Source organism: Shuttleworthella sp. MSX8B (assembly GCF_000524295.1).
In the GTDB taxonomy this organism is placed as follows: Bacteria; Bacillota; Clostridia; order Lachnospirales; family Lachnospiraceae; genus Shuttleworthia; species Shuttleworthia satelles.
On sequence record NZ_JAQT01000029.1, the window covers coordinates 63,159 to 83,182 of the forward strand.

At 47.5% G+C, this 20,024-nt stretch carries 18 protein-coding genes and 1 pseudogene; 3 read left to right on the forward strand and 16 right to left on the reverse strand.

What is annotated here, in order from left to right:
- Nucleotides 1-127: 127 nt before the first annotated feature.
- Nucleotides 128-508, forward strand: a complete 381-nt coding sequence (locus HMPREF1508_RS06990) for a hypothetical protein (RefSeq protein WP_044960709.1) — start codon at nt 128-130, stop codon at nt 506-508.
- Between the two features lie 128 nt (nt 509-636).
- Here HMPREF1508_RS06990 and HMPREF1508_RS06995 read toward each other — a convergent pair whose 3' ends face one another.
- From HMPREF1508_RS06995 to HMPREF1508_RS09990, 5 genes are all read right to left on the reverse strand, one after another.
- Nucleotides 637-3,294 carry an ABC transporter permease gene (locus tag HMPREF1508_RS06995; RefSeq protein ID WP_044960710.1) on the reverse strand — a complete coding sequence of 886 codons (2,658 nt, stop codon included), beginning with the start codon at nt 3,292-3,294 and terminating at the stop codon, nt 637-639.
- A gap of 3 nt (nt 3,295-3,297) precedes the next feature.
- Nucleotides 3,298-3,981, reverse strand: a complete 684-nt coding sequence (locus tag HMPREF1508_RS07000) for an ABC transporter ATP-binding protein (RefSeq protein ID WP_044960713.1) — start codon at nt 3,979-3,981, stop codon at nt 3,298-3,300.
- A 283-nt stretch (nt 3,982-4,264) separates the two neighbouring features.
- Nucleotides 4,265-5,341, reverse strand: coding sequence for a sensor histidine kinase (locus HMPREF1508_RS07005; protein ID WP_044960762.1), 1,077 nt, complete (start codon nt 5,339-5,341; stop codon nt 4,265-4,267).
- Nucleotides 5,341-6,036, reverse strand: a complete 696-nt coding sequence (locus tag HMPREF1508_RS07010) for a response regulator transcription factor (RefSeq protein ID WP_044960715.1) — start codon at nt 6,034-6,036, stop codon at nt 5,341-5,343. The genes HMPREF1508_RS07005 and HMPREF1508_RS07010 overlap by 1 nt, the downstream gene beginning before the upstream one ends.
- Before the next feature lie 130 nt (nt 6,037-6,166).
- Complete coding sequence (locus HMPREF1508_RS09990; protein ID WP_242834527.1) at nt 6,167-6,313, reverse strand: hypothetical protein; 147 nt, start codon at nt 6,311-6,313, stop codon at nt 6,167-6,169.
- A 77-nt stretch (nt 6,314-6,390) separates the two neighbouring features.
- Between HMPREF1508_RS09990 and HMPREF1508_RS07015 the strand changes: the two genes are divergently transcribed.
- Nucleotides 6,391-6,825 carry a LytTR family DNA-binding domain-containing protein gene (locus tag HMPREF1508_RS07015; protein WP_044960717.1) on the forward strand — a complete coding sequence of 145 codons (435 nt, stop codon included), beginning with the start codon at nt 6,391-6,393 and terminating at the stop codon, nt 6,823-6,825.
- Between the two features lie 59 nt (nt 6,826-6,884).
- Entirely contained in the window at nt 6,885-7,331 is a 447-nt protein-coding gene (locus HMPREF1508_RS07020; protein ID WP_044960719.1) for a DUF3021 domain-containing protein, read from the forward strand.
- Between the two features lie 132 nt (nt 7,332-7,463).
- On the opposite strand, the gene HMPREF1508_RS07025 is transcribed toward HMPREF1508_RS07020, so the two are convergent.
- The 11 genes and pseudogenes from HMPREF1508_RS07025 to HMPREF1508_RS07075 form a co-directional block, all read right to left on the reverse strand.
- On the reverse strand, nt 7,464-8,429 hold the full coding sequence (locus HMPREF1508_RS07025) for an ECF transporter S component (RefSeq protein WP_044960721.1): 966 nt from the start codon (nt 8,427-8,429) through the stop codon (nt 7,464-7,466).
- Nucleotides 8,430-8,737: 308 nt separating this feature from the next.
- Nucleotides 8,738-9,604, reverse strand: a complete 867-nt coding sequence (locus HMPREF1508_RS07030; protein WP_044960724.1) for an acyl-CoA thioester hydrolase/BAAT C-terminal domain-containing protein — start codon at nt 9,602-9,604, stop codon at nt 8,738-8,740.
- A gap of 122 nt (nt 9,605-9,726) precedes the next feature.
- Nucleotides 9,727-10,839 (reverse strand): DUF2804 domain-containing protein, encoded by a 1,113-nt coding sequence (locus tag HMPREF1508_RS07035; protein WP_044960764.1) that lies wholly within the window; start codon nt 10,837-10,839, stop codon nt 9,727-9,729.
- Nucleotides 10,840-10,991: 152 nt separating this feature from the next.
- Complete coding sequence (locus tag HMPREF1508_RS07040) at nt 10,992-11,777, reverse strand: hypothetical protein (RefSeq protein ID WP_044960726.1); 786 nt, start codon at nt 11,775-11,777, stop codon at nt 10,992-10,994.
- A gap of 134 nt (nt 11,778-11,911) precedes the next feature.
- Nucleotides 11,912-13,519 (reverse strand): DUF4241 domain-containing protein, encoded by a 1,608-nt coding sequence (locus HMPREF1508_RS07045; protein ID WP_242834528.1) that lies wholly within the window; start codon nt 13,517-13,519, stop codon nt 11,912-11,914.
- Nucleotides 13,520-13,591: 72 nt separating this feature from the next.
- Nucleotides 13,592-14,083 (reverse strand): hypothetical protein, encoded by a 492-nt coding sequence (locus tag HMPREF1508_RS07050; protein WP_044960727.1) that lies wholly within the window; start codon nt 14,081-14,083, stop codon nt 13,592-13,594.
- A 387-nt stretch (nt 14,084-14,470) separates the two neighbouring features.
- Entirely contained in the window at nt 14,471-15,178 is a 708-nt protein-coding gene (locus HMPREF1508_RS07055) for an ankyrin repeat domain-containing protein (protein ID WP_044960729.1), read from the reverse strand.
- 319 nt (nt 15,179-15,497) lie between these two features.
- Nucleotides 15,498-16,532 carry a PDDEXK nuclease domain-containing protein gene (locus HMPREF1508_RS07060; RefSeq protein ID WP_044960732.1) on the reverse strand — a complete coding sequence of 345 codons (1,035 nt, stop codon included), beginning with the start codon at nt 16,530-16,532 and terminating at the stop codon, nt 15,498-15,500.
- A complete protein-coding gene (locus HMPREF1508_RS10725) occupies nt 16,525-16,860 on the reverse strand; it encodes a type IIL restriction-modification enzyme MmeI (RefSeq protein WP_330365303.1) in 336 nt (111 codons plus the stop codon). The genes HMPREF1508_RS07060 and HMPREF1508_RS10725 overlap by 8 nt, the downstream gene beginning before the upstream one ends.
- Nucleotides 16,840-19,190: pseudogene (locus HMPREF1508_RS10735) on the reverse strand (DNA methyltransferase); the annotation flags it as partial. The gene HMPREF1508_RS10725 and the pseudogene HMPREF1508_RS10735, both read right to left, overlap by 21 nt.
- 300 nt (nt 19,191-19,490) lie before the next feature.
- The gene (locus HMPREF1508_RS07075) at nt 19,491-19,700 is read right to left on the reverse strand and encodes a helix-turn-helix domain-containing protein (protein WP_044960733.1); all 210 of its coding nucleotides are present in this window, start codon (nt 19,698-19,700) and stop codon (nt 19,491-19,493) included.
- Nucleotides 19,701-20,024: the final 324 nt, after the last annotated feature.

Consider the following 20,024-nt stretch of genomic DNA (forward strand, 5'->3'; position numbering starts at 1 on the left):
TCTCTACCGCATCTAAGCTACCACTCAAAATAGAGGTTCTCACTTGCTGCCGACAGAAAAACATATTATTCTTCAATTAACCTTTCAGGTGAGGTCGAGCGGCCGTTCTGCAAATTGTGAGGCAAGCATGAAAAAGTATTTTCACCAATATACTCCCATTCTCGTTCTCCTGGGAATCGCCCTCTTCTTCTTTTTGACAGGAAGCGGTTTTGATCTGATTTTAAAGGCAGTCTGGAATCATATATCCGGTTTTGAGATGGATGACATGGGGGGCTACACCCTCCTCTTTTCAACGCCATTGATCGCAGTCGGTTTCTTCTTCAGCCTCCTTCTGCGGGGACTCTCTCTGCTGCTTTTGATAGCGTCTGGCATCACTTTCTGCGTCATAACTTTTGTACACCTGTATCGGAAAGGCCACGTATCACGGGCATCTGATGAAGAAGATTCTTTGAAAAATGACAGAGACAGCACTTCGTCTCGTGAAGATCCAACACGGCAGAACCCGTAAAACATTCGGCCATACCATAGAACACCCAAATCCGTTCAGGCATAGTAATGGAGCGGGCTCCCCGGGGATCCCGCTCCGACATGTGACATAGAGCCGTCATTGTAATTACTTCCGGAGCAAATCTCCTCTCAGACCACCTCTTCCTTCAGCGCATCGATCAGATTCACTTTTGATACCTTGTGCTCCGCATATCGCATGGTAATCAAGACCACGGCAAAGACGACTGCGACAGCGATCAGCATTGCCTGCCAGGGCAGGAAGAAGGATATTGGGCGCAGGAACTCATTCTGTACAATCAGCCGATAGAGCAGATAGGAAATGCCGACGGAACAGGGCAGTCCCAATCCCAGCGCCCGTGCCCCGTAACCGATACATTCATAGGAAAGCATCCGTACCAGTTGTCTGCGGGACATGCCGACCGAGCGAAGCATGGCAAGCTCCCGCTGCCGCAGGATAATCCCCGTTGACATAATGTTGAAGACATTGGTGATGGCGATCAGGGAAATCAGGATGATGAACCCGTAGGCGAATACCTTGATGACCAGAATCGTCGCCTGCGTGGTCTGCGCATTCGCAAGGCGGTCATAAACAGAGCCGCGATAGCCTAGCAGCTTTCCCTCCATCTTCTCCAGTTCTTCTACGGTCTTGCTGTGATCTCTTGTCTGAAAGGCCAGAGTAACGCCCCCACTTCCATTTTCACTGCTGTTTCTTCCCAGAACAGCCTCCATAGCAGACACCGGATAATATATGCCGTTGACATCCCGCTCAAACCAGAAACCTTTCGTGATCCCCGCTCCGATAGTCAAAGGCAGGATATCAAAGCGTGCGTCCTCTCCTTGCAGATTAAGCATGCGTTTCCCTGAGATCTGCAGTGGGAATGCCTCTTTTTTCATCAATGGCGGCGTCTCCTCTCCCTTAACATCCTTGAGATAGAAGCGGTTTAAAAGCAGACCCCTGGGAGCGGAAGTATTCATATACTCTTCTTGGGACAAGCCGTTTTCCTTGAGCAATTGGGAAAAAGACTTGTCATCTATGAAGTTCAGCTGGCTATCAAATTCATATTGCTCTTGCTGCCCATTTTCCTGCGACTCCTGTCCATTTACCTGTTTTTGCTGCCCATTTTCCTGCGACTCCTGCCCATTCATCGACTTCTTCTGATAATCCTCACTGAAATTAGCCCGATCCGCACTGAAGCTGCTGATATTCTGCGGGCTCAGCTTAGCCGCAAATCCAGTAACTCCCTCAATTTCCCGGTACTGCTTCCAGAGATCTGCCGTCTGTGACGTCATGTGATCCACAGAGTAGAAATAGAATACGTCCGGACCATTTCCTGCTCTCTGATCTATCACTTGGATCGAGTAGGCAGAATAGGCAGAAGCCGATACGAAGATCACCACACTGGAAAAGAGGGCCAGGACGCAGGTTCGGCTCCGTCTGCGATTGCGCCGATAATTCTTCTTAGCCATCATAGCTGCGAAATTCTGATGAAACCTTTTTCCGGTCTTCAGGTCTTTCGCTTTTAGCTCCATATCCCGGCTCTGTCGAATCGCCTCTATCGGCGACAGGGCAGCCGCCCGTCGGGCCGGCAGTATAGCAGACAAGAGAACTGTGAGCAGACAGATGAGAGCAGACAGGGCAATCCCTGCTCCCGACAGGACCATATGAATGCGAACCGGTGTATTCATAACGAAACGAGAAATCAGGTCCTGCAAAAAATGAAGGGTCAGACCGATTCCAAGGCATCCGATGACAATTCCGGACAGGATACCGACCAGAGACAGAATTCCCGCCTCATAGAAAACCGATGCCCGGATCTGCCTTCTGGTTGCTCCGATCGACCGAAGCATACCGTACTTTCGGGTGCGCTCACTCAAAGAGATGGAGAAGGCATGATAGATCAGTGAAAATGATCCAAAAACAACCATTACAAGAAGAACAATCACAAATCCATAGAGCATGATCCGCCAGCTCTCCTTACCGATCACCCCATAGAATTGAAGAAGATTCTTGTGTATTTTCGCCTTTTTTAACAGATCCGGATGCTCATTCATCCAGGCATGAATCTTCTCCGGCTGACGGATGGTAAGAGCTACCGTATATCTTCCGTCTCCGGCAGCTCTACAAGTCAGAGCCGTATAGCCCGGACAGAAATAGGATTCCAGATCTGCAGAGGGTTTCTTGTAAAAGCCGACCACCTGGTAGGTCTGCTCATGAAGATCAACCAACTTTTCCTCTGCTTTATTTGCATCCTCCCCCTCTTCCCTGTGACCAAGCGACGCATTGGCCAAAGCTCTCTGCCCATTCACGCTTCTTGTCCCGACCTGCAGGGTCAGAGCATCCCCCAGCTGATATTTGACGCCCCCCTGCTTCTCCAGGTGCTCCGGCAGCAGGATCTGGTCAGCCTTATCCGGCATCCTTCCCTCTGTCAGGTGCAGGGCGATCAGATCCTTCAAGTTGTCTTCTGCTGACTGTATGTACAGATAAGGCTTCTTCTCATTGGTCGAATGAATATTGGCCCAGCCAACCTCTGTGATACGGCTGTACTGCTTCACTCCATCCAATTGACTCAGACGTTCTGCCTCCTGGGCATTCAGATCTGACCGAATGAGATCATAACTTCCGTTTTTCTCTATCTCCACCTCCCGCAGATAGCGAACTCCGCTGACGGCTCCCTCAATCACTGCCGTAAGCAGGGACATGGAAAGAGCGATACCGACAATTGTAGCTGCCGTTCGCATTCGATTCGCCCGCAGAAATTTCCAGACCAGTTGACGAAAGATTCTCATGTCCTACCTCCTTAATATCTCATCCCTTACAATGCGGCCATCTTCAATCGAGAGCATACGGTCCGCCTGCAGGGCAATATTCTCATCATGGGTAATGACAATTAGGGTCTGCTGAAAACGACGATTCGATTCCCTTAAGAGGGTAACAATCTCCTGGCTCCTGGTAGAATCCAGATTTCCGGTGGGCTCATCGGCCAGGACAAGGGCAGGCGAGGTAAGCAGGGCTCTTCCGATGGATACACGCTGTTCCTGGCCTCCGGACAGCTGATTTGGCAGGTTATGGCGTCTTTCTTCCAGACCCAGATTGTGGATCATTTCTTCCAGGGCCTTGGGATCCGGCTTACGTCCGTCCATCAGAAGGGGGAGACTGATATTTTCCTCCACATCTAATTCCGGGATCAGATTATAAAACTGGTAGATCAGGCCTACCTGTCTGCGCCGGAAAATGGCCAGCTGCTCGTCATTTCTGGCATAGACATCCTGTCCGTTGAGAAAAACCTTTCCCTCGGTCGGTCGATCCACACCGCCGAGGATGTGCAAAAGGGTCGATTTCCCGGATCCGGAAGGGCCAATAATACTGACAAACTGTCCCTTGGCAACAGAGAAGGACACTCCATCCAAGGCCTTCACCTGTTGATTTCCTTTTCCATAGATTTTGGAAAGATTTTCAACGCGAAGAATCTCCATATATTTCTCCTTTCCTGCGATTGCAATCGCTCTGAATCTCTGTATCATGCTTTCTGTATTCAGTATAGATATGCAAAATGACAGGTCAGTGACAGAAAACCAACGAATTCTGTCACTGACCTGTCATTTCCCCGCACTTCGCAGGCAACTGTTAGAAATCATTCCACTGCAGAAGACTGACATATCAGGATCCTGACTTGTGAAAGCACAATAAGGTCCTGACCGATCCCTTCTTCTCAGAGCTTACGCGCAAGGGCCCTGCCTTGTGGAAGAGCCTGACTTATCAAACAACCTGCTTATAAAACCGGATCGTGAACATCGCGCCGCCGCCTTTTTCCTTCGGAATATTTTCAGCCTTAACAGTGCCGTTCTGGGCGAGAATAATCTCCCTGGCCAGGGCCAGTCCGATACCGACGCTCTGGGGTGAGGCATTCTTTCCCCGATAAAAGCGGTCGAAAATCCGCGTCTGATCCTCTAAGGAGAAGCCCTCCCCCTGATCCTGAATGACAATTACGGCCGCAATGGGAGAATCCTCAATGGACACACAGATCTCTTTTCCCTCCGGCGTATGCTCCATGCAATTCTTTAAAATATTGCCGACCGCCTCAATACTCCAATCCATATCCCCGATAAAACTGCCGTCACCCGCAATGACCAGTTTCTGTTCCTTGAGTTCCATGGGAATGCGAAGGGGCTCTGCTGCCCTTGTAAGCATTTCCCTCAGCATAACAGGCTCTCTCTTGAACTGCACTGTCCCCGAGTCCAATTTGGCCAACTTGAGCATGGCCTCCACCAGATATTCCATGCGCAGGAGGCAGCGTCTCATCTCATGCATTTGACGACTGCGAGATTCCATAGCGCTTTCATTCTGATCCTGCATGAGATCCATATTCATCTTCTGATTTCCTCTCATCAAAAGATCCATATTCAGATTCAGGGCGGTCAGCGGCGTCCTCAACTGATGGGCGATATCCGCCAGAGCCCGGCTCATCTTCTGCTTCTCGATCTTTTTCTGATCCGCCTCGGTTCGAAGCTGCACCGCCATCTTCTCCAGTTCTCCTGTCAGAATCGCAAAGGCTCCCTCCTCAGAACTATCAATAGACAGACTCGATTCTCCCCGCAGAGTTCGGTCAACCAGATCACTCAGGCCGGCCAGTTCCTTATCGATAGCCCGTACATGGTGATACCAGACAAAGATCAGGACAAGGTCTCCCAAAAGCGCCAAAAGTCCAGGGAAGAAACTTCTGCTGACCAGACAGATGACAAGCAGGCTGATGGCGGATGTCAGCAGCATCAGGCAGAAAGATTTTCGATTGTGTCTCCCCCGAAGGGCAAACGGAAACGCTCTTACTTCTCTCATCATTTCCCCCCAGTCGATTTTGTGGAGTCCTCCATGCGATATCCCAGCCCCCGCACCGTTCTGATCATGGTCGGGTTCTGCGGATCACTCTCAATCTTCTCCCGCAGCCGTTTGATGTAGACCGAAAGCGTATTGTCATTGACATAATCGCCGGCAAAATCCCAGGCCGCCTCTAAGAGCTGACTGCGCGAGAGAATCCTGCCCCGATTCTCCAGAAAAATACCCAGAAGCCGGTATTCCATGGCCGACAAGCTAAGCTCCTGCTCTCCCTTGAAGACGCGGCCGCTGTCAAGATCGACGCGAAGATCCTGAACTCGTTCGATATTTGACTGCCTTTTTGTATGGCGAAGCACATTTCGGATGCGGGAGACCAGCTCCCGGGGACGGAAGGGCTTGGCAATATAATCCTCTGCGCCCAGGTCAAAGCCCGTCACCACGCTGTTCTCATCCCCGGAGGCAGTCAGAAAAATAACCGGCGTCTGATAATCTCTCTTGACCGCGTTGCAGACGGAATAGCCGCTGCCATCCGGGAGCGTAATATCCAAAAGAACCAGATCATACGGCCTCTCCTGTAATTTTTGCAGAGCCTCCTCCTGCCCCCCGGCAGAAGTCACCTGCATCTCCTGCCCCCGCAAAAAATCTTCCAGAGATTTTACAATCGCCGGATCATCCTCCACAATCAAGACATGTATCATTTCGTTCTCCTGCTTCCTGCTACCCTCATAAATCACTTCATGAAATCGATCCTTCACCGCTCCTCATACGTTTTCTCCCATTTTCCAGCCTGGTATGCGTCAAATCTATCTGATTTCCAATCCCCCGGACTCATAAATCCAGTTTCATGTAAATGGAAGTATCCATCGGGCTGTTGTTATAGCTTTCGATCTCATAGAAACCATACTTCTGGTAAAGACGAATCGCACTCTGCAGAAAGGGAAGGTTCAAATGCATCTTAGCACAAAATTTGGGCATCTTGGCATAAGCTGCGAGACAGGTTTTCATTCTTCCTGTATGATCGCATTATCAGGAGAGAGAAAGGAGCAGCTGACATGAAGGTCCGCGTTGAAATAGGCGAACAACATCAACCGCCCTATGCGGTCATCTACACAGATCGCATGACGGACGACATACAGAAGATGATTGATCTGCTTGGAGCGAATCGCGCCCCCATTCTTGCGCGAGCAGAGGATCAGAAGGTCTTTCTCCAACCGGAGGAGATTTACATGGTTCGAGTTGAGGGTGGTCAGGCCGTCATTTACACCGAAAAGAAGGCTTATTTCTCCTGCGCCCGTCTCTGTGAGATCAGAGCTCAACTTGGCGCCGGATTCCTGCAGATTTCAAAGCAGACCCTGGTAAACCTCTCCTGCCTGCAGGGTCTTGAAACAGGATTCAGCGGGGCCCTGCTCCTGAAACTCAGGAACGGTCTTTCGGACTATGTATCAAGGAAATATCTGCCGGACTTCAAGAAACAGTTAGGACTGTAAGTCCTATCCCTGGCAATCAAGAGATTCTTTGCCTCAGAGACAAAACAAGGAGGTTAAAAATGAGTACAAATCTGAAATCTGTCTTACGCAACACGCTTGTCGCAATCGGCATCTCTGCCATCATATTCTGTATCGTCGGAGTCGCAATGGATCTCGGTTACAAGGGCAACTTCAGCACTTCGAACTACTTCTTCACCAAGATGGCCCTCGGATCTCTTCTCATCGGACTGGGCTTTGGACTTCCGACCTTCCTCTATGAAAATGACCGTCTCCCTCTTTTCCTGCAGTCTGTTCTCCACATGGGAATCGGCTGCGCCGTCATGCTGATCAGTGCATTTGCAGTCGGCTGGATCCCGATAAGCAGCGGAATCTACGCTGTAATCTTTCCTCTTCTGGGTGAACTTGCCATTGCCCTGCTGATCTGGCTTGGCTTCTATCTTCACAACAGAAAACTGGTCAAAACCATGAATGAACAAATATCGAAAAGGACGAAAACAGAGCTTTAAAACAGACTCTTTGTCGGACTCACGAAAAAGGACCGCTTGTGGCTCCTTTAAAGCTGCCACAAGCGGTCCCTTCACGCGCAAAAGTATTGAAACCTTCCCTATGCTGCCAAATCAACGCATCAACAGGCAGGATCAAAAGGTGTCCTTACCTCCCATCTGTTCGAAGCTGCTGGCATTCCTGTCACTCTTAACAATATTAGCAATCGCCGGAATCGCGCCAAGCGCGGAGAAGAGGTAGACCAGTCCCAGATCCATCCAGTAACTTTTGAGATTGATATATCCTTCCTTCATGATATCCGTAAAGTAGCGGAAAGCAGTCAGAATATCCACCTCTCCCCCGGTCCATTTTGAGAAGGAAATTGCCCAGTCCAGCCGATTGGCCGCATAGACCATAAGCGCAATCACCGCAAGACTGATGACTATCCCCTTCCTGCTGATTCGGTTTCCAAGCAGTCGATAGCCTTTCAGTACGCAGAATCCCATAATAATTCCAGACAGCATGGACACATATCCCAGCTGACCCAGAAGGACTATGGCGGCCGCTCCGATCAGTGATCCTAAGAGCGCTCCGATCACGCCCCCCACGACCGTCTCTTCCTTCATTGAATCCCTCTGATTGCGAGTTGTAATCTCACCGGCTTTCGTGGAATAACAGTCCGGGCACAGGAGCAGGAACTGATTCCCCATCCGATAATGCTCTGTCATGGTTTCTCTGCCACAGCTTTCACAGCATTCCCGATAGCCTCTGACTCCGAGCTGTTCTGTAATGTAATCCAGGGCAGTTCGGATGTTCTCCACGCTTTTTCCCAGCGTCAGCTTTGCGCGAAGTGGAAATGAAACCGAAAATCCCTTGACCTGCGCCCTGCCATAGAATACCTTGGAACCTTTTACGATTTCTCTGATATCTTCCTTCCTCGGCTGCATGCCGCCCTGCGACAGGGAAAAGCAGGCCATGTAGCTATAGGCATTGCTTCCATTATAGGGAACCAATCGAACGTGATAGCCGTGATATACTCCACATAACTGACCGCTGGCCTGATCTGCTTTTAGCCCGACCACTTCCTGAAGTCTGTCTGAAATTTTTGTTCTCGCGCTCATTCGTCACTTCCTTTTCATGTTTTCTCATCCGATACAAAAGAATTCCCGCCGATCAGCCATTCTAATGATCTACTCAATCCGGTACTACAAAGATAAATTACAGATTCTTCCGCATTCATCTCTCCATTTCCATCCTTTACCCCGATATAGCAGGACAAAAGCTAGAAAACTAAATCAAGTATAATATAATTCTATCTCCGTGCCTAGATATATTGCAACTCCAGAAACTTTTCTGTCAGCTCCGGTGCATGAAAAAACCTTCTGTCTCCATGTCTTCAGCGATTTCAGCCGACCGGCTAAATCAAATCTCACTTCCAAACCTCATTCACCCAGAAGAGCAATTCCCCCCTCAGGATCTCCCGATCCCTGCGGCACTCTTTGGGATGCTGACGCTCCGTCCTGAAGATCAGCTTGTAGATCCCCGGCAAGTCCATTGCAGTCACCGCATGACTGATGTAGTCCAGCGCGACATGTCTGACCGGATAGATAAAGGCCTTCTCCCGCAGTTCCCGCTCTATCCTGCATGCACTCTCATAGGAGGGCCAGATCTCGTCATGCTTCGATGAAATCAAAAGAATCGGCCCCTTGATTCTGTCGACAGGAATGATGGTGTCCGGTCTGACTTCCTTGTCCCTGTTAAAGTCAATGATATGAACTTCCCGCTCCCGCAAGAATGCCTTCATCATAGAAAATTTCCTGCTCTGATAAGGCGCATAGGGAATATCCCTGCCCTGATAACTCCAGCAGGAGGTTCCCGACGGCCTTTTGGACTTTCCTGCGCCTGCGATTCCCTCACTCACAAAGTAGGAGGGCACCCTTGCGATCACACAGGAAATCTCCGAAAACATGGACGCTGCCAGAAGAGCCATCTCACTGCCCTTAGACATCCCGTCGACACCAATCTTCTCATAGCCCTGTCCGCGCAGCCAGCGGATGGCACTTTCCACATACTCTATCGGAATACGAGACAGTTCCTTTGGCGTATCCTGTGTTCGAAAGAGGGCAAGAGCAAGGGCTGAAATTTCGTTATTCCGATAGAATTCCGCTTCTTTTCGCGTCAGACTCAGCCCTCCATTGGAGCCGGACATGACAATCAGAGCCTTCTTGTCAGAATCTCTTCCCTGATAGAAGACTCCCTCAAAGCCGTCGCTCTCTACTCTCACGTGAATCGGCATAGTCCGCCTCCAATCACACCAGACTCTCTAAATGCCTGCGAAGCGCTTGCCGTCTGCTCTTTCTCCATGTCTTCTGTTTTAAAGCACCGCGCCTACTCGAATACAGTCTCTTTCGTGCCCTGTCAAAAGCGATTATAGATATGCTCCGCCGAGCAGAGTACGTCTTTGAGAACAATCTTCCTGCCGTCGTCAAGAATGGCCGTACCGCTCATTTTCCCGAAGACCTGATGCTGGTCAGAGCAAATAATCTTTCTGTCAATTTTGGCTCTCCTGTCGATGATCGGGACAAAATCCATCTCAAAGCGCCCGTCAGAGGACGTGTAGCGCCATTTCTCCAGATAGCGGATCGCATCTCTGCCGTCTCCGCCGCGCCGCTTTCCCTCTTTGCCCCTGTCCCGGATCGGGTCCGGTCCGTGGTCGCCCGGGATCAAAAACATGACATCATCCAACTTATGAGCTGCCCCATCCCAAAAGAGAACATTCTCACTCGCCGCTCTCGTATTCCCGAAGCCATAACCGATGTTAAATCCGAAGCTGTGCCCATCCATATCACAGCTGCAGGTTCCCCAGTACCAGGTGTTCTCGTAAGTCCACACTCCCCGTCCCCAGTCCAGGGTTCCGAAATCCGTCCTGGGGTTGAATCTGTAAATCCTCCCGTCAAACAAAACCTTGCCGGAAGCACGCATGCAGTTGATTTTCTGATTGTAGTAGAAGGCGTGTTTCCGATTCCAGGGCGTGGCAATCACCATCGTATCCATGTCCGGCTCATCGAGGAATATATTGCATTTCAGGGACTTTCCATGATAGAAATTTCTGAAATTGCAGATCAGATGTCTTCGCCGTCCTCTCCCGGAGGGAAGGTTCGAAATCTCATAGGACAAAAAGAGCCTGTCATCCCGGTAGAGACAGTTCCCGCAGGAACTTGTCTCCGGCATTTTAAGCCTTCCCATAGGCAACAGGTTGAAAATGGTCTCCGTGTGCTCAAAGGGCTGATCCGTAAACTTGAGAAAACTGGCCGACTGCAGTCCCATATAACCATCGTCGGACATAGTAAGGGCCAGGCCGAAGTCCTTATTCAGGATCAAATAGTAATCCCACTCCTTGATCCGAAATGCCGGCGCCTTGATATCCCCTCTCCGATAGGTCTGAAGCTGCCTCCTTGACCAGCCCGGCTCGGCGATGTTCCCATAGCTATCCAAGAGATTCTGACGTCTGGTAACCTCATGATTTCTCATATTATCCCCCCGAAAACGGCAGCTGATCAACATATACCCACAGCACGCGATGCCTCTTAAAAGAGCCCCCAGGTCAGCAAGGAAACCATTAATCCTTGATCATTCTCTTCCCCAGATGATCGTTCCCATCTTTCATTATGAAAAAGAGCTTTCTATAGCTCCAACCCATCCTCAGGAATTACGATATCCGCGTGATAGGAATGAATATGATCATAGGCCGTCCTGTGCCAGTCATCTGTCACGCTTCCATCCTCATTTTCGAAGAAAGTAGAATTCATATAGCGGATCAGGACGAATTCGCAGGTCTTCTGGTCAAAGCCATTGCCTCTGCTGAAATCAATGACTTTCCCGGTATTTCTGGCAAGGACAGCCTCCAGAATCGGCAGTGTCAGTTCGTTGACCGGGACTTTCATATCCGGCAGGTCCAAAAATCCTCCCTTATCCTTTGTGTGAACTGTCAGATAACTCAAAGTTCCATTGGTACCGCACTTAACCCGACGGATCTCTGACAGCTTCACCTGATGCTTGGCTCCGATGAGGATACCATCCTTGATAGAAATCTCTTTCTCTGCCAGACTGAATGCAATCTTCATATTGAGACTGTCAAGATTGTCCGGAAAGCTCCGGGGCAATTTGCTCTCCGCATGGGCGATCAGAAGCGATTTGGTCTCCCTCACATTGTGGCATCCGTCGTCAGCAAGCACATCAGTGTGAATCTCTCCGATATCCTTTCCCTCCGAATCACGAAAAGTCACCAGGTAATCCTGATTTGAACTACAGTATGTAAGAAGAAAAATAGAGCCAAGCTCCGCAAACTTAATGTCGAGAGATTTCTTCCCATTGGCTGACTGATATCTGACTCCCTCTCCATCAATATGCAGCTGATATTTCCTCTGGATATTGTAAGTAATTCCCCTATTTTCAAAAACTCGCTTCACTGTTCTTCCCCTTCCCGGCCACGGTTTGCCTTTTTCTGTCAGACATAAGCCTCTTGGCATCCATAACCGGTCTGCTCTTGCTTATATCCCTCTAAAATACATCATTCTCAGGAGACTGACTCCTTTCTCTCACATTATATATTCCCATTTGACCTCAAATCCAGAACAATTTCCCACTCCCGCAATTCCGGGACAATATTGCTGTCCAGAAGCGACTGAATCAGCCTTTCAGCCTCTTCCTGCTTCAGGTGATCCTTCCCATAGATCAAAGTTCCATCGTTTTTCCCCTTACTGCCTGTACCCACTTCAAAATGATACTCTTCTGAGCCATTATCGGAACAGATCTGCACGAAATGACACATGCGATCGTTATCCTCTACTGAAATTGGCGTCGACGGCTTCAGGATCATAAAATCTGCATCGCCCCCTCGTATGGCGCCTAACTGCTCTTTGATCTTCGTCATTGTAACTGCTGTCTGCTCTTCCCCATCTACCTCCAGTGTCCAACCCTCGTGGTTTTCCTCCGGAGAATCCTCTGTTTGCACATCAGCAAAATCTTCTTCAACATCAATAAAATGAATATAGACCCCGGTCACTTTTCCCGCCGCGTCATAGCCAAAATAAGCGGGATAAACACCGTCACCCCAGCCGGAAGCAAAAACCGGCAGATCGCAGTCTGTTCCCGGGATCTTCCAGTGAAACCAATCCCCTGTTTTACTCTGGTACTTCGGATATTTCTTATAACTCTCCTCCAAAAGGTCACAGAAGAGATCATTAAAAGGATCTATGCTATGATCCCTGTCCCATCGCTCTTTCCAGTAACGATTGAATGCCCTCTGCGTCGCCACGTCCGCAATACAGGCCAGGCCGCAGTCAACGCCGAAGCCAAAGAATCCCTCCTCTTGACCTCCGTCATTCTCTGACGTAAGCTTTTCATCTCCTGTCATCGCAAGCTCATAACGGGCCGGCTTCTTTCCACTGACTTCGACCTTGGCACAAGCATAGCGAATTCCGCTGCCGTCACTGTTACATACGGCGACTCTGACAGGATAAATTCCCGACGGAATCGTCTGTAGATATGGCTTGGCCCCATCAAGGTCGATGCAGGGATCGCAGGCGATGATCCGACCGGTCTCAAAACGCGCCATGCCCAGATCCAGGACACCCATATCCGCTTCCCCGATCCTTTTCTTTTTAAAGTAAGACTCCAGGTCGGTTTTGCAGTCAAACCTGTGCCTGAGCCTTTCCCATTGGTTCAGCCACTCATTTCCTGAATTCTCTTCTATTGTTTCCGGCGCTTCATTCCCCTTCATCTCATCCCCTTTCGCATCATGATACGATGCACCCGCTTGTGATATATCGCTTGCCGAGAACACTTCCCCCGCAGAACAAGCCCTCTTTGCCAGAGTTTTGAGACGTCTTTTCCGATAGACCAAACCCATAGTAAGAGGGATCACAAAAAAGGGAAGATACAGCATCACGCCAAACAGGGCAAGAATCTTATATTGTCTTGTCCCATGACTGTTCACGGCAAGTTGATTCGCTGCCTCTGCCATACGGTCAAAAATGATTCCGCCAGTCCAGAGATACACTGCAACGAACTCCGCCGCAAGAAGGACGATGAAAATAACCACAGTTTCCCTTGCAACACAACTACAGATTTTCCTTCTTTCTTCAAGGGACAGCTTCTTTGCTTCAGGCACCTCTTCAAACCATTTCTCAGTGCGCTCTTCTTTCGTCATAGCCCCTCTATCCCCTCTTTGTACTGACTCTTTTGCTATTTGTCTAAAAACTAATCGATTTTCTAAAAAATATTATTTTTTCTTCAAATCAATGTCTATCCTCTGATCCTTCCTGTCATATCGAATCGAAATGTCAAAGCCACCCGCATCTCCATTCCAGGCAGATGCGGCCTGCGTCAAACCATATTTCTTTTGATAGGAATCTATGATCTCCTTTGCTTCCTTCTCATCGGCCTTCACATTCACCATGGCAGATTTTATGTTGTTGTCCTTATCACAAAATACATCATAGGATGTCACCTTCATATCCTCACCGACAATATCCCTCACCTCACCGACTTCCTGCGGCAGTTTAAAAGCAATCAGCGCGCTTCTCTTCGTGAGCTTAATGTCACCGCTGCCATCCTGCATCTCTACCCTTTCCGGTTTTGGATTTAGCTCCATCTGATAAATGGTAAACACAGACAATGCCAGCAGGATCACCGTCGGAATCAGCAGGATTCTTCTGCCTTCTCTTGTTGCCAAGAGTCTGAAAAACCATTTGTACTTTGTAACGTTACTCATGTAAAAAACCTCCTCTATAACAGGTTACGATACCGGACGGAACATTTCTGATACCCTTGCGGTATTCTTTCACTGGAATCATCTGTAACATAAAGTCACTTTTTTTCCATATGATTATTATGCCATAATTTTCTCCCGCACAGAATCCGAATGATCGTGGACCGGTATTATAATATTGTTCAATAACATTCGCAAAAATTAAATCGCAGGAAACTAATTAAGGCTCACCCAGAATGACTGCGCTAAAACATTCATTCACAAGGGAGAACTCTCCATGGTCTAAAAACAAGATGTCGCAAATCCTACTGCTTTACGATTTGTTTTTGTGAAATTTTGATGCCTTCTTCTGAATTTAAAAAGATGATTTTATGCTGTCCCTGATATAAACTAGGACGTTTTTTCAATCCCCGGCACAACCGGGCTATGATTTTCGACTTCATAGACTTCACTCAGCAATATTGAAATAGCGCCTTCTTGATAGAAATCGCGAATTGACACTTTAATATTAGGCGCTGCATATTCTATATCGGCACCGGCATCCCTCAAAACCTGCAGAATGCTCTTCAAATCCTCATGAAGCTCTTTGGTAAAAATACGATTGTCACTCTCTTTATGTTCTTTATAATTATAGGCAGGAAGAATCTGTCTTGCCTGCAAAACGAACCGACTCAACCCGGAATTTCCATAGGAATCCACGGCGTTGACATCTGCACCGGCAGCTATCATCCTTTTCAGAAGGTGCAGGGATTCCATTGCTTCTTCTTCCGTGGAATGCACAACAAATCCACTTAAGCTTTCATTGGTGTTCCACCTGCTCAGCATAACCGCACAGTTAATTGCATCATGTATGACAGGCGCTCTCCACTGATTACAACATGACTCATCCTCAATAAAATTAACGTCTGCCCCCATATCCAAAAGATATTCTGCAATAGCTGTATTTCCTGTCTTAAGCGCAATTTGCAAAGGAGACTGTCCGTCATCTTTCTTTGGCGGCTGTTTTGCTCTACAGTTGACTAGCTCAGGTCTATTACCAATGATGTGATGAACCGTTTCCAAATCACGATTTCTTATGGCCCTGAACAGTTTTTTCATATCATCACCCCGATAAACGATTGATACTTCTTCCTTCTTTTTACGATATGGGGCTTTTCGATAGTATAATCAATGTTCGCAAAAGCCGCCTGTGAAGGCTCATATCATATTCAATCGTTTCTATCTGCTGATTCCTTCACCACTTCTTGAACCATCTCCTTAATGAAATATCAGCAGCCCCTTAATAAACGAGGACAGCTACTTGACAATCAGCAACACTGATGGTGATATTTCTACTTCCATCCCCGCTCATTCGCTTTGATCATCTGGTCTCACATCATTTACAAATCTACGCCGTAGCATTTTAAAATGCAAATATCTATTCTCCCCCCCAAAAACGGCGTACTTCCTGCTCGAATTGCTCCTTGTCCGGCAAATAGAACTGATACCGACTCACAAACAGCTGATTGGAAATGTTCTGAGTCGCATACTTGACCATCAGTTTATCCTCATAAGCCCCCAGTACAATACCAATCGGCTCGGTATCGCCCTCCGTATTCATCTCTTCCCGAAAGTAGTTTAGATAGAGGTTCATCTGTCCGATATCCTCATGCTGCACTTCGCCTCGCTTCAAATCAATGAGGACAAAACACTTCAGGATACGATGATAGAAAACCAGATCGACCTTATAGATTCTGCCACCGATATTGATTTTCTGTTGTCTGCCCACATAGGTGAATCCTTTGCCAAGTTCCAATAGAAACTGACTCAAGTTGTTAATCAGCGCATTTTCGAGATCTCCCTCTTTGTATACTGGAAGTTCTGGCAACCCAATAAATTCAAACACATAAGGGTCTTTCAGAATATCCTCTGCCTTCTCAATCACCTGCCCCTCTGTTGAAAGCCGGATTACTTCCGTTTTGTCTTTGCTTAATGCCAGACGCTGAAACAGCATACTCTTCATCTGTCTGCGAAGTTCCCGGACGCCCCAGTTCTCCTGCTCACATTCCTTCAGATAGAAGGACCGTTCCAAAGGATCCTCAATCTTCAAGAGTTCTACGTAATGGCTCCAGCTCAATTTTGCAGACACTGTCTGCAAAATTGGGTATGTCGAATAGAGCTTTCGCATCTTATTGATATTGCTCATTCCAAAACCATTACCATATCGATCCGTCAGATCTCTGGAGAGTCTTTTCAGCGTCTCAGAACCATATTCCGCTTTCGCATTGCCCGCCTGTTCATACTCCACAATATACTTGCCGATCTCCCAGTAGGTTCTGACCATGGCCTGATTCACTGCGGATACAGCCTGCTTCTTGCCGGTTTCCAATATAAAGCCAATATTCCGGATCAGCTCCCCATAAGAATTGGCATCGGAGCACCATAGGTTATCCTTTTTCTTGAACTCATTCATGGCGGTTCTCCACAAGCTTCTGGTACATCTTCATCAGCTCCGCCACACAATCTACTTCCGACACCTTGGTACTAAAGCCATAGGCTACCATGACCGCCCGGTCATTCGCCGTATGTGCCTTTCGAAGTTCTGGCGGCATCGTGATAGGGTCGTAAAGGTCTGCAAGAGAGGAGTCCGGATACAGCGCACGCACGTCAAGGATGCCCTGTGCGGTCTGTTCGATCTTCTGCTTCTGGGCATCTGTAGGTGTAGGCCATGGGAAGTTGTTGTAAACAATATCCTTTGAATATCTATAATCACTCTTTAATCGTCCGGCAACTTGTCTCATCCACGCATTATGCACATTCGACATAAGAACTCCAAACTCAAATAATGTGGCATTTGGAATCAAAAATACAAGATCACTAGCAATGACATCTGGATTCATAAAGCCTATCGGAAGATATCGACGTTTTCCCGACGAAGTCTTGGGAACAATAATATATTCCGTTTGGGGTTGAGCAATTTGGCAAAACACCATTGGTGTTTCAGAAAATTTTCTAGTTCCAGCTGCCTTGCTGGATAACCTAAAATTTCTGACGCACTCAATACGTTTTTTACTGTGGGACATTTAGCCACTTCTGAAGGATTCGCCCCTACCAACCACAAGCAATATCTTTCTTTATTATTTAAAAACTCAGTCGCTCCAACATATCTGTGCACCCATTTAGCTGCTAACGGTTCATTTTCAAGAAGAGAGTGCCTCTCTTCTGTAGTGAGTATGAACCCTCCTCCATCGCGAGGCATACTTCCAAACTTCATAGGAGACACTTTGCATAGAGGAGCGGAATGAGCTTCTATAAAAATAGCTTTACCTTCGGCAAGATACGGATTGATTTGATCAACCTGTTTCACCGTTCCATCTTTATAGTATATCTGCTTATGAACACCCGCGTCCGACAAGGAGAATCCAACAATAATACAATGAACTTTTGCTTTGTCATTTGCCTCACTGTTCCAAACAAAGGTTGTATATGCAAAATTGATTGAAACCGGGAATTTCTCATATAGGCTTTTCCAGAAGGTTGTGACCTGTTCTCCCTGACATATACTATTTGTTGAAACAAATGCCGCTTGAATACTTGAGTTCTTCATGTATGCACAGGCGGTTTTATACCATGCACATACATAATCTAGCTCGCCAGCGCCCTTTACATCGTTGAAAATGTCTCTGACCTCGTTTTTTTGCGTACGATTCATATACATTCCGCCTACAAACGGCGGATTACCCATGATGTAATTGAGCTTTTCCGCTGGAATCACATCATTCCAGTCAATCCGCAGCGCATTTGCCTTAAGGATGTTAGCATTGGTCTTCAACGGCAGGAACTCCAGATGCGTTCCATAGAGAATATTCTCCGTCTCCTTCATCATCTGACTTTCTGCGATCCAAAGAGCTGTCTTCGCGACCGTCACGGCAAAATCATTGATTTCGATGCCATGGAACTGGCTAATCGATATCTGGATCGGGTTTGACACAGCACCAATTGTAAGCTGTCCTCGCTCGATTGTACTAATGACTTCATTCTCCAGTCGCCGGATCGACAGATAGGTTTCCGTAAGAAAATTGCCACTTCCTGCGGCGGGATCCAGAAATTCCAAGGACGCGAGTTTGCGCTGATATTCCTCCAGCTTCCGGTTCCGCGTCTTCGACACAGAAATCTCCTTAATTTCCTGAAGCTCCTTCTTCAGGTCGTCTAAGAACAGCGGATCAATGACCTTATGGATGTTCTCGATCGAAGTATAGTGCATTCCGCCGGATCGTCTCGTCTCTGGATTCAGAGTGGATTCAAATACTGCACCGAAAATTGTCGGGCTAATATCCGCCCAGTTGAAGTTTTCACTTGCCTTAACAAGAATAAGATCCCGGATTTCGTCCGTAAACATAGGAATCTCGATATTTTCATCAGCAAAGAGTCCACCGTTCACGTAAGGGAATTCCGCTAATGATTTTTTTAGATAACAATCCCTGTCACTCGGCTTTTGATCTAGCACCTTAAACAAACTGATAAGGGCATCGCGTATATCATCTGTCTTATACGCGGCCAAGTAGTCATGAAACATTGCCCGGCGACCAAATATTCCAGCATCCTCTGCGTAAAGACAGAATACGAGACGAACACACAGAACATTAATGCTCTTTAAGGTCTTCTCACTTTCTGGGTCACGATATTGCTTTAAAAAGGCGTCATAAAGAAGCCCCACGATATCTCCTGCCTGAATGGAGACTTCCATCTCGTGCGAAATCTTCTTCACGTCCCTACGAACCAGAAAGTCAAGAAGCGAATATTTACTTTGCAACTCCTCCAGCGTAATCTTTACTGGCTCCGGCACACGGGCATCCATGTCATATGCCCAAATTTCTGCAAAATTGGACGTAATGATCCATCTTGCCTTCTCACCGTAGGGAAGGTTATCGTTATAGCGCTTTGCCTGTTCATAGGGTGTAAGCTCGATATCGCCGGAGTTATGGATCTTATGATCCAACGCTTTCTCTTTGCTTTTCTGTTCAATCAGCACGTGCGTCTCCGGGATATAGACATCTATGCGCTTGGTATGGCCATCTACCACGACCTTCTTTTCAAAATTCACGCGGCCAGTAGCGTTCTCCATCCCCATAACGTTGCTAAGGAACTCCAGCCAGTATGACCTTCCGTCCTCGTCTTCATTCCCTTTTCACTGCCATTTATTTACAAACTGCCTTGCAGCTTCTCTCTGCTCTGCATCTGTCATCCGTCCGATTCCTTTCTTATATTGTTAGTTCGATCTGGTTTTCTTCCACGAAAATCCATCTTTCTATTGTGGTATCCGTCATTCGATCTGACGCCATGATATTGCGTAAAGAAATCCCTGGTGGCCTCTAGATCATTTGCATATATAGCAATGTGCTCAATTCTCATAGCTTCCTGCGACAACATTTCACTTACACTTTTCGTAGGTAATCCTCACATCATACCCAAGCTCCTCCATCATAGCGAGGAAGGTTTTGCTGATAACGTGCTCTTTCTTCCGCACAATCTTATTGACATAGGATGGCGTAATGCCGATATTCTCCGCAAGCTTCGCCTGTGTCAGCGACTGCTCGATGCACTTCATTTTTACATCCATCTCAATATTATTTTTCAGCATTTCCTTCCTCCGAAGAGTTCTTGTATTATTGATCTATTGTTCAATATATTGTATCATACATTTATCCTTGGTTACAACAAATAATATAGAGGATGAAATGTAGCTTGAGAATCCCGTTTGTAAGCGGAGACTCCCGTTTGGTAAATAAGAGGTGATATTCTGTAACCGAGAATCCCGATTTGTAAATGAAAATCCCGTTTTGTAATCAAGAATCCCAGATTTTAATAATCAATGGGCATGCTATAATGACTCCAGACCAAATTTCTGCATAGCAAACAGAGATCGAATCACGCTCGAAACTTTTTGTATACGGAGATTCCATCC

What these genes read in the sequence shown, in the direction of transcription:
- HMPREF1508_RS10725 (WP_330365303.1), bottom strand. Translation starts at nt 16,860, where the DNA reads ATGAGACAAGTTGCCGGACGATTAAAGAGTGATTATAGATATTCAAAG.
- HMPREF1508_RS07005 (WP_044960762.1), bottom strand. Translation starts at nt 5,341, where the DNA reads ATGAGAGAAGTAAGAGCGTTTCCGTTTGCCCTTCGGGGGAGACACAAT.
- HMPREF1508_RS07060 (WP_044960732.1), bottom strand. Translation starts at nt 16,532, where the DNA reads ATGAATGAGTTCAAGAAAAAGGATAACCTATGGTGCTCCGATGCCAAT.
- HMPREF1508_RS07015 (WP_044960717.1), top strand. Translation starts at nt 6,391, where the DNA reads ATGAAGGTCCGCGTTGAAATAGGCGAACAACATCAACCGCCCTATGCG.
- HMPREF1508_RS07035 (WP_044960764.1), bottom strand. Translation starts at nt 10,839, where the DNA reads ATGAGAAATCATGAGGTTACCAGACGTCAGAATCTCTTGGATAGCTAT.
- HMPREF1508_RS06990 (WP_044960709.1), top strand. Translation starts at nt 128, where the DNA reads ATGAAAAAGTATTTTCACCAATATACTCCCATTCTCGTTCTCCTGGGA.
- HMPREF1508_RS07045 (WP_242834528.1), bottom strand. Translation starts at nt 13,519, where the DNA reads ATGACGAAAGAAGAGCGCACTGAGAAATGGTTTGAAGAGGTGCCTGAA.
- HMPREF1508_RS07000 (WP_044960713.1), bottom strand. Translation starts at nt 3,981, where the DNA reads ATGGAGATTCTTCGCGTTGAAAATCTTTCCAAAATCTATGGAAAAGGA.
- HMPREF1508_RS07055 (WP_044960729.1), bottom strand. Translation starts at nt 15,178, where the DNA reads ATGAAAAAACTGTTCAGGGCCATAAGAAATCGTGATTTGGAAACGGTT.
- HMPREF1508_RS09990 (WP_242834527.1), bottom strand. Translation starts at nt 6,313, where the DNA reads ATGCCCAAATTTTGTGCTAAGATGCATTTGAACCTTCCCTTTCTGCAG.
- HMPREF1508_RS07025 (WP_044960721.1), bottom strand. Translation starts at nt 8,429, where the DNA reads ATGAGCGCGAGAACAAAAATTTCAGACAGACTTCAGGAAGTGGTCGGG.
- HMPREF1508_RS07030 (WP_044960724.1), bottom strand. Translation starts at nt 9,604, where the DNA reads ATGCCGATTCACGTGAGAGTAGAGAGCGACGGCTTTGAGGGAGTCTTC.
- HMPREF1508_RS07075 (WP_044960733.1), bottom strand. Translation starts at nt 19,700, where the DNA reads ATGCTGAAAAATAATATTGAGATGGATGTAAAAATGAAGTGCATCGAG.
- HMPREF1508_RS06995 (WP_044960710.1), bottom strand. Translation starts at nt 3,294, where the DNA reads ATGAGAATCTTTCGTCAACTGGTCTGGAAATTTCTGCGGGCGAATCGA.
- HMPREF1508_RS07010 (WP_044960715.1), bottom strand. Translation starts at nt 6,036, where the DNA reads ATGATACATGTCTTGATTGTGGAGGATGATCCGGCGATTGTAAAATCT.
- HMPREF1508_RS07050 (WP_044960727.1), bottom strand. Translation starts at nt 14,083, where the DNA reads ATGAGTAACGTTACAAAGTACAAATGGTTTTTCAGACTCTTGGCAACA.
- HMPREF1508_RS07020 (WP_044960719.1), top strand. Translation starts at nt 6,885, where the DNA reads ATGAGTACAAATCTGAAATCTGTCTTACGCAACACGCTTGTCGCAATC.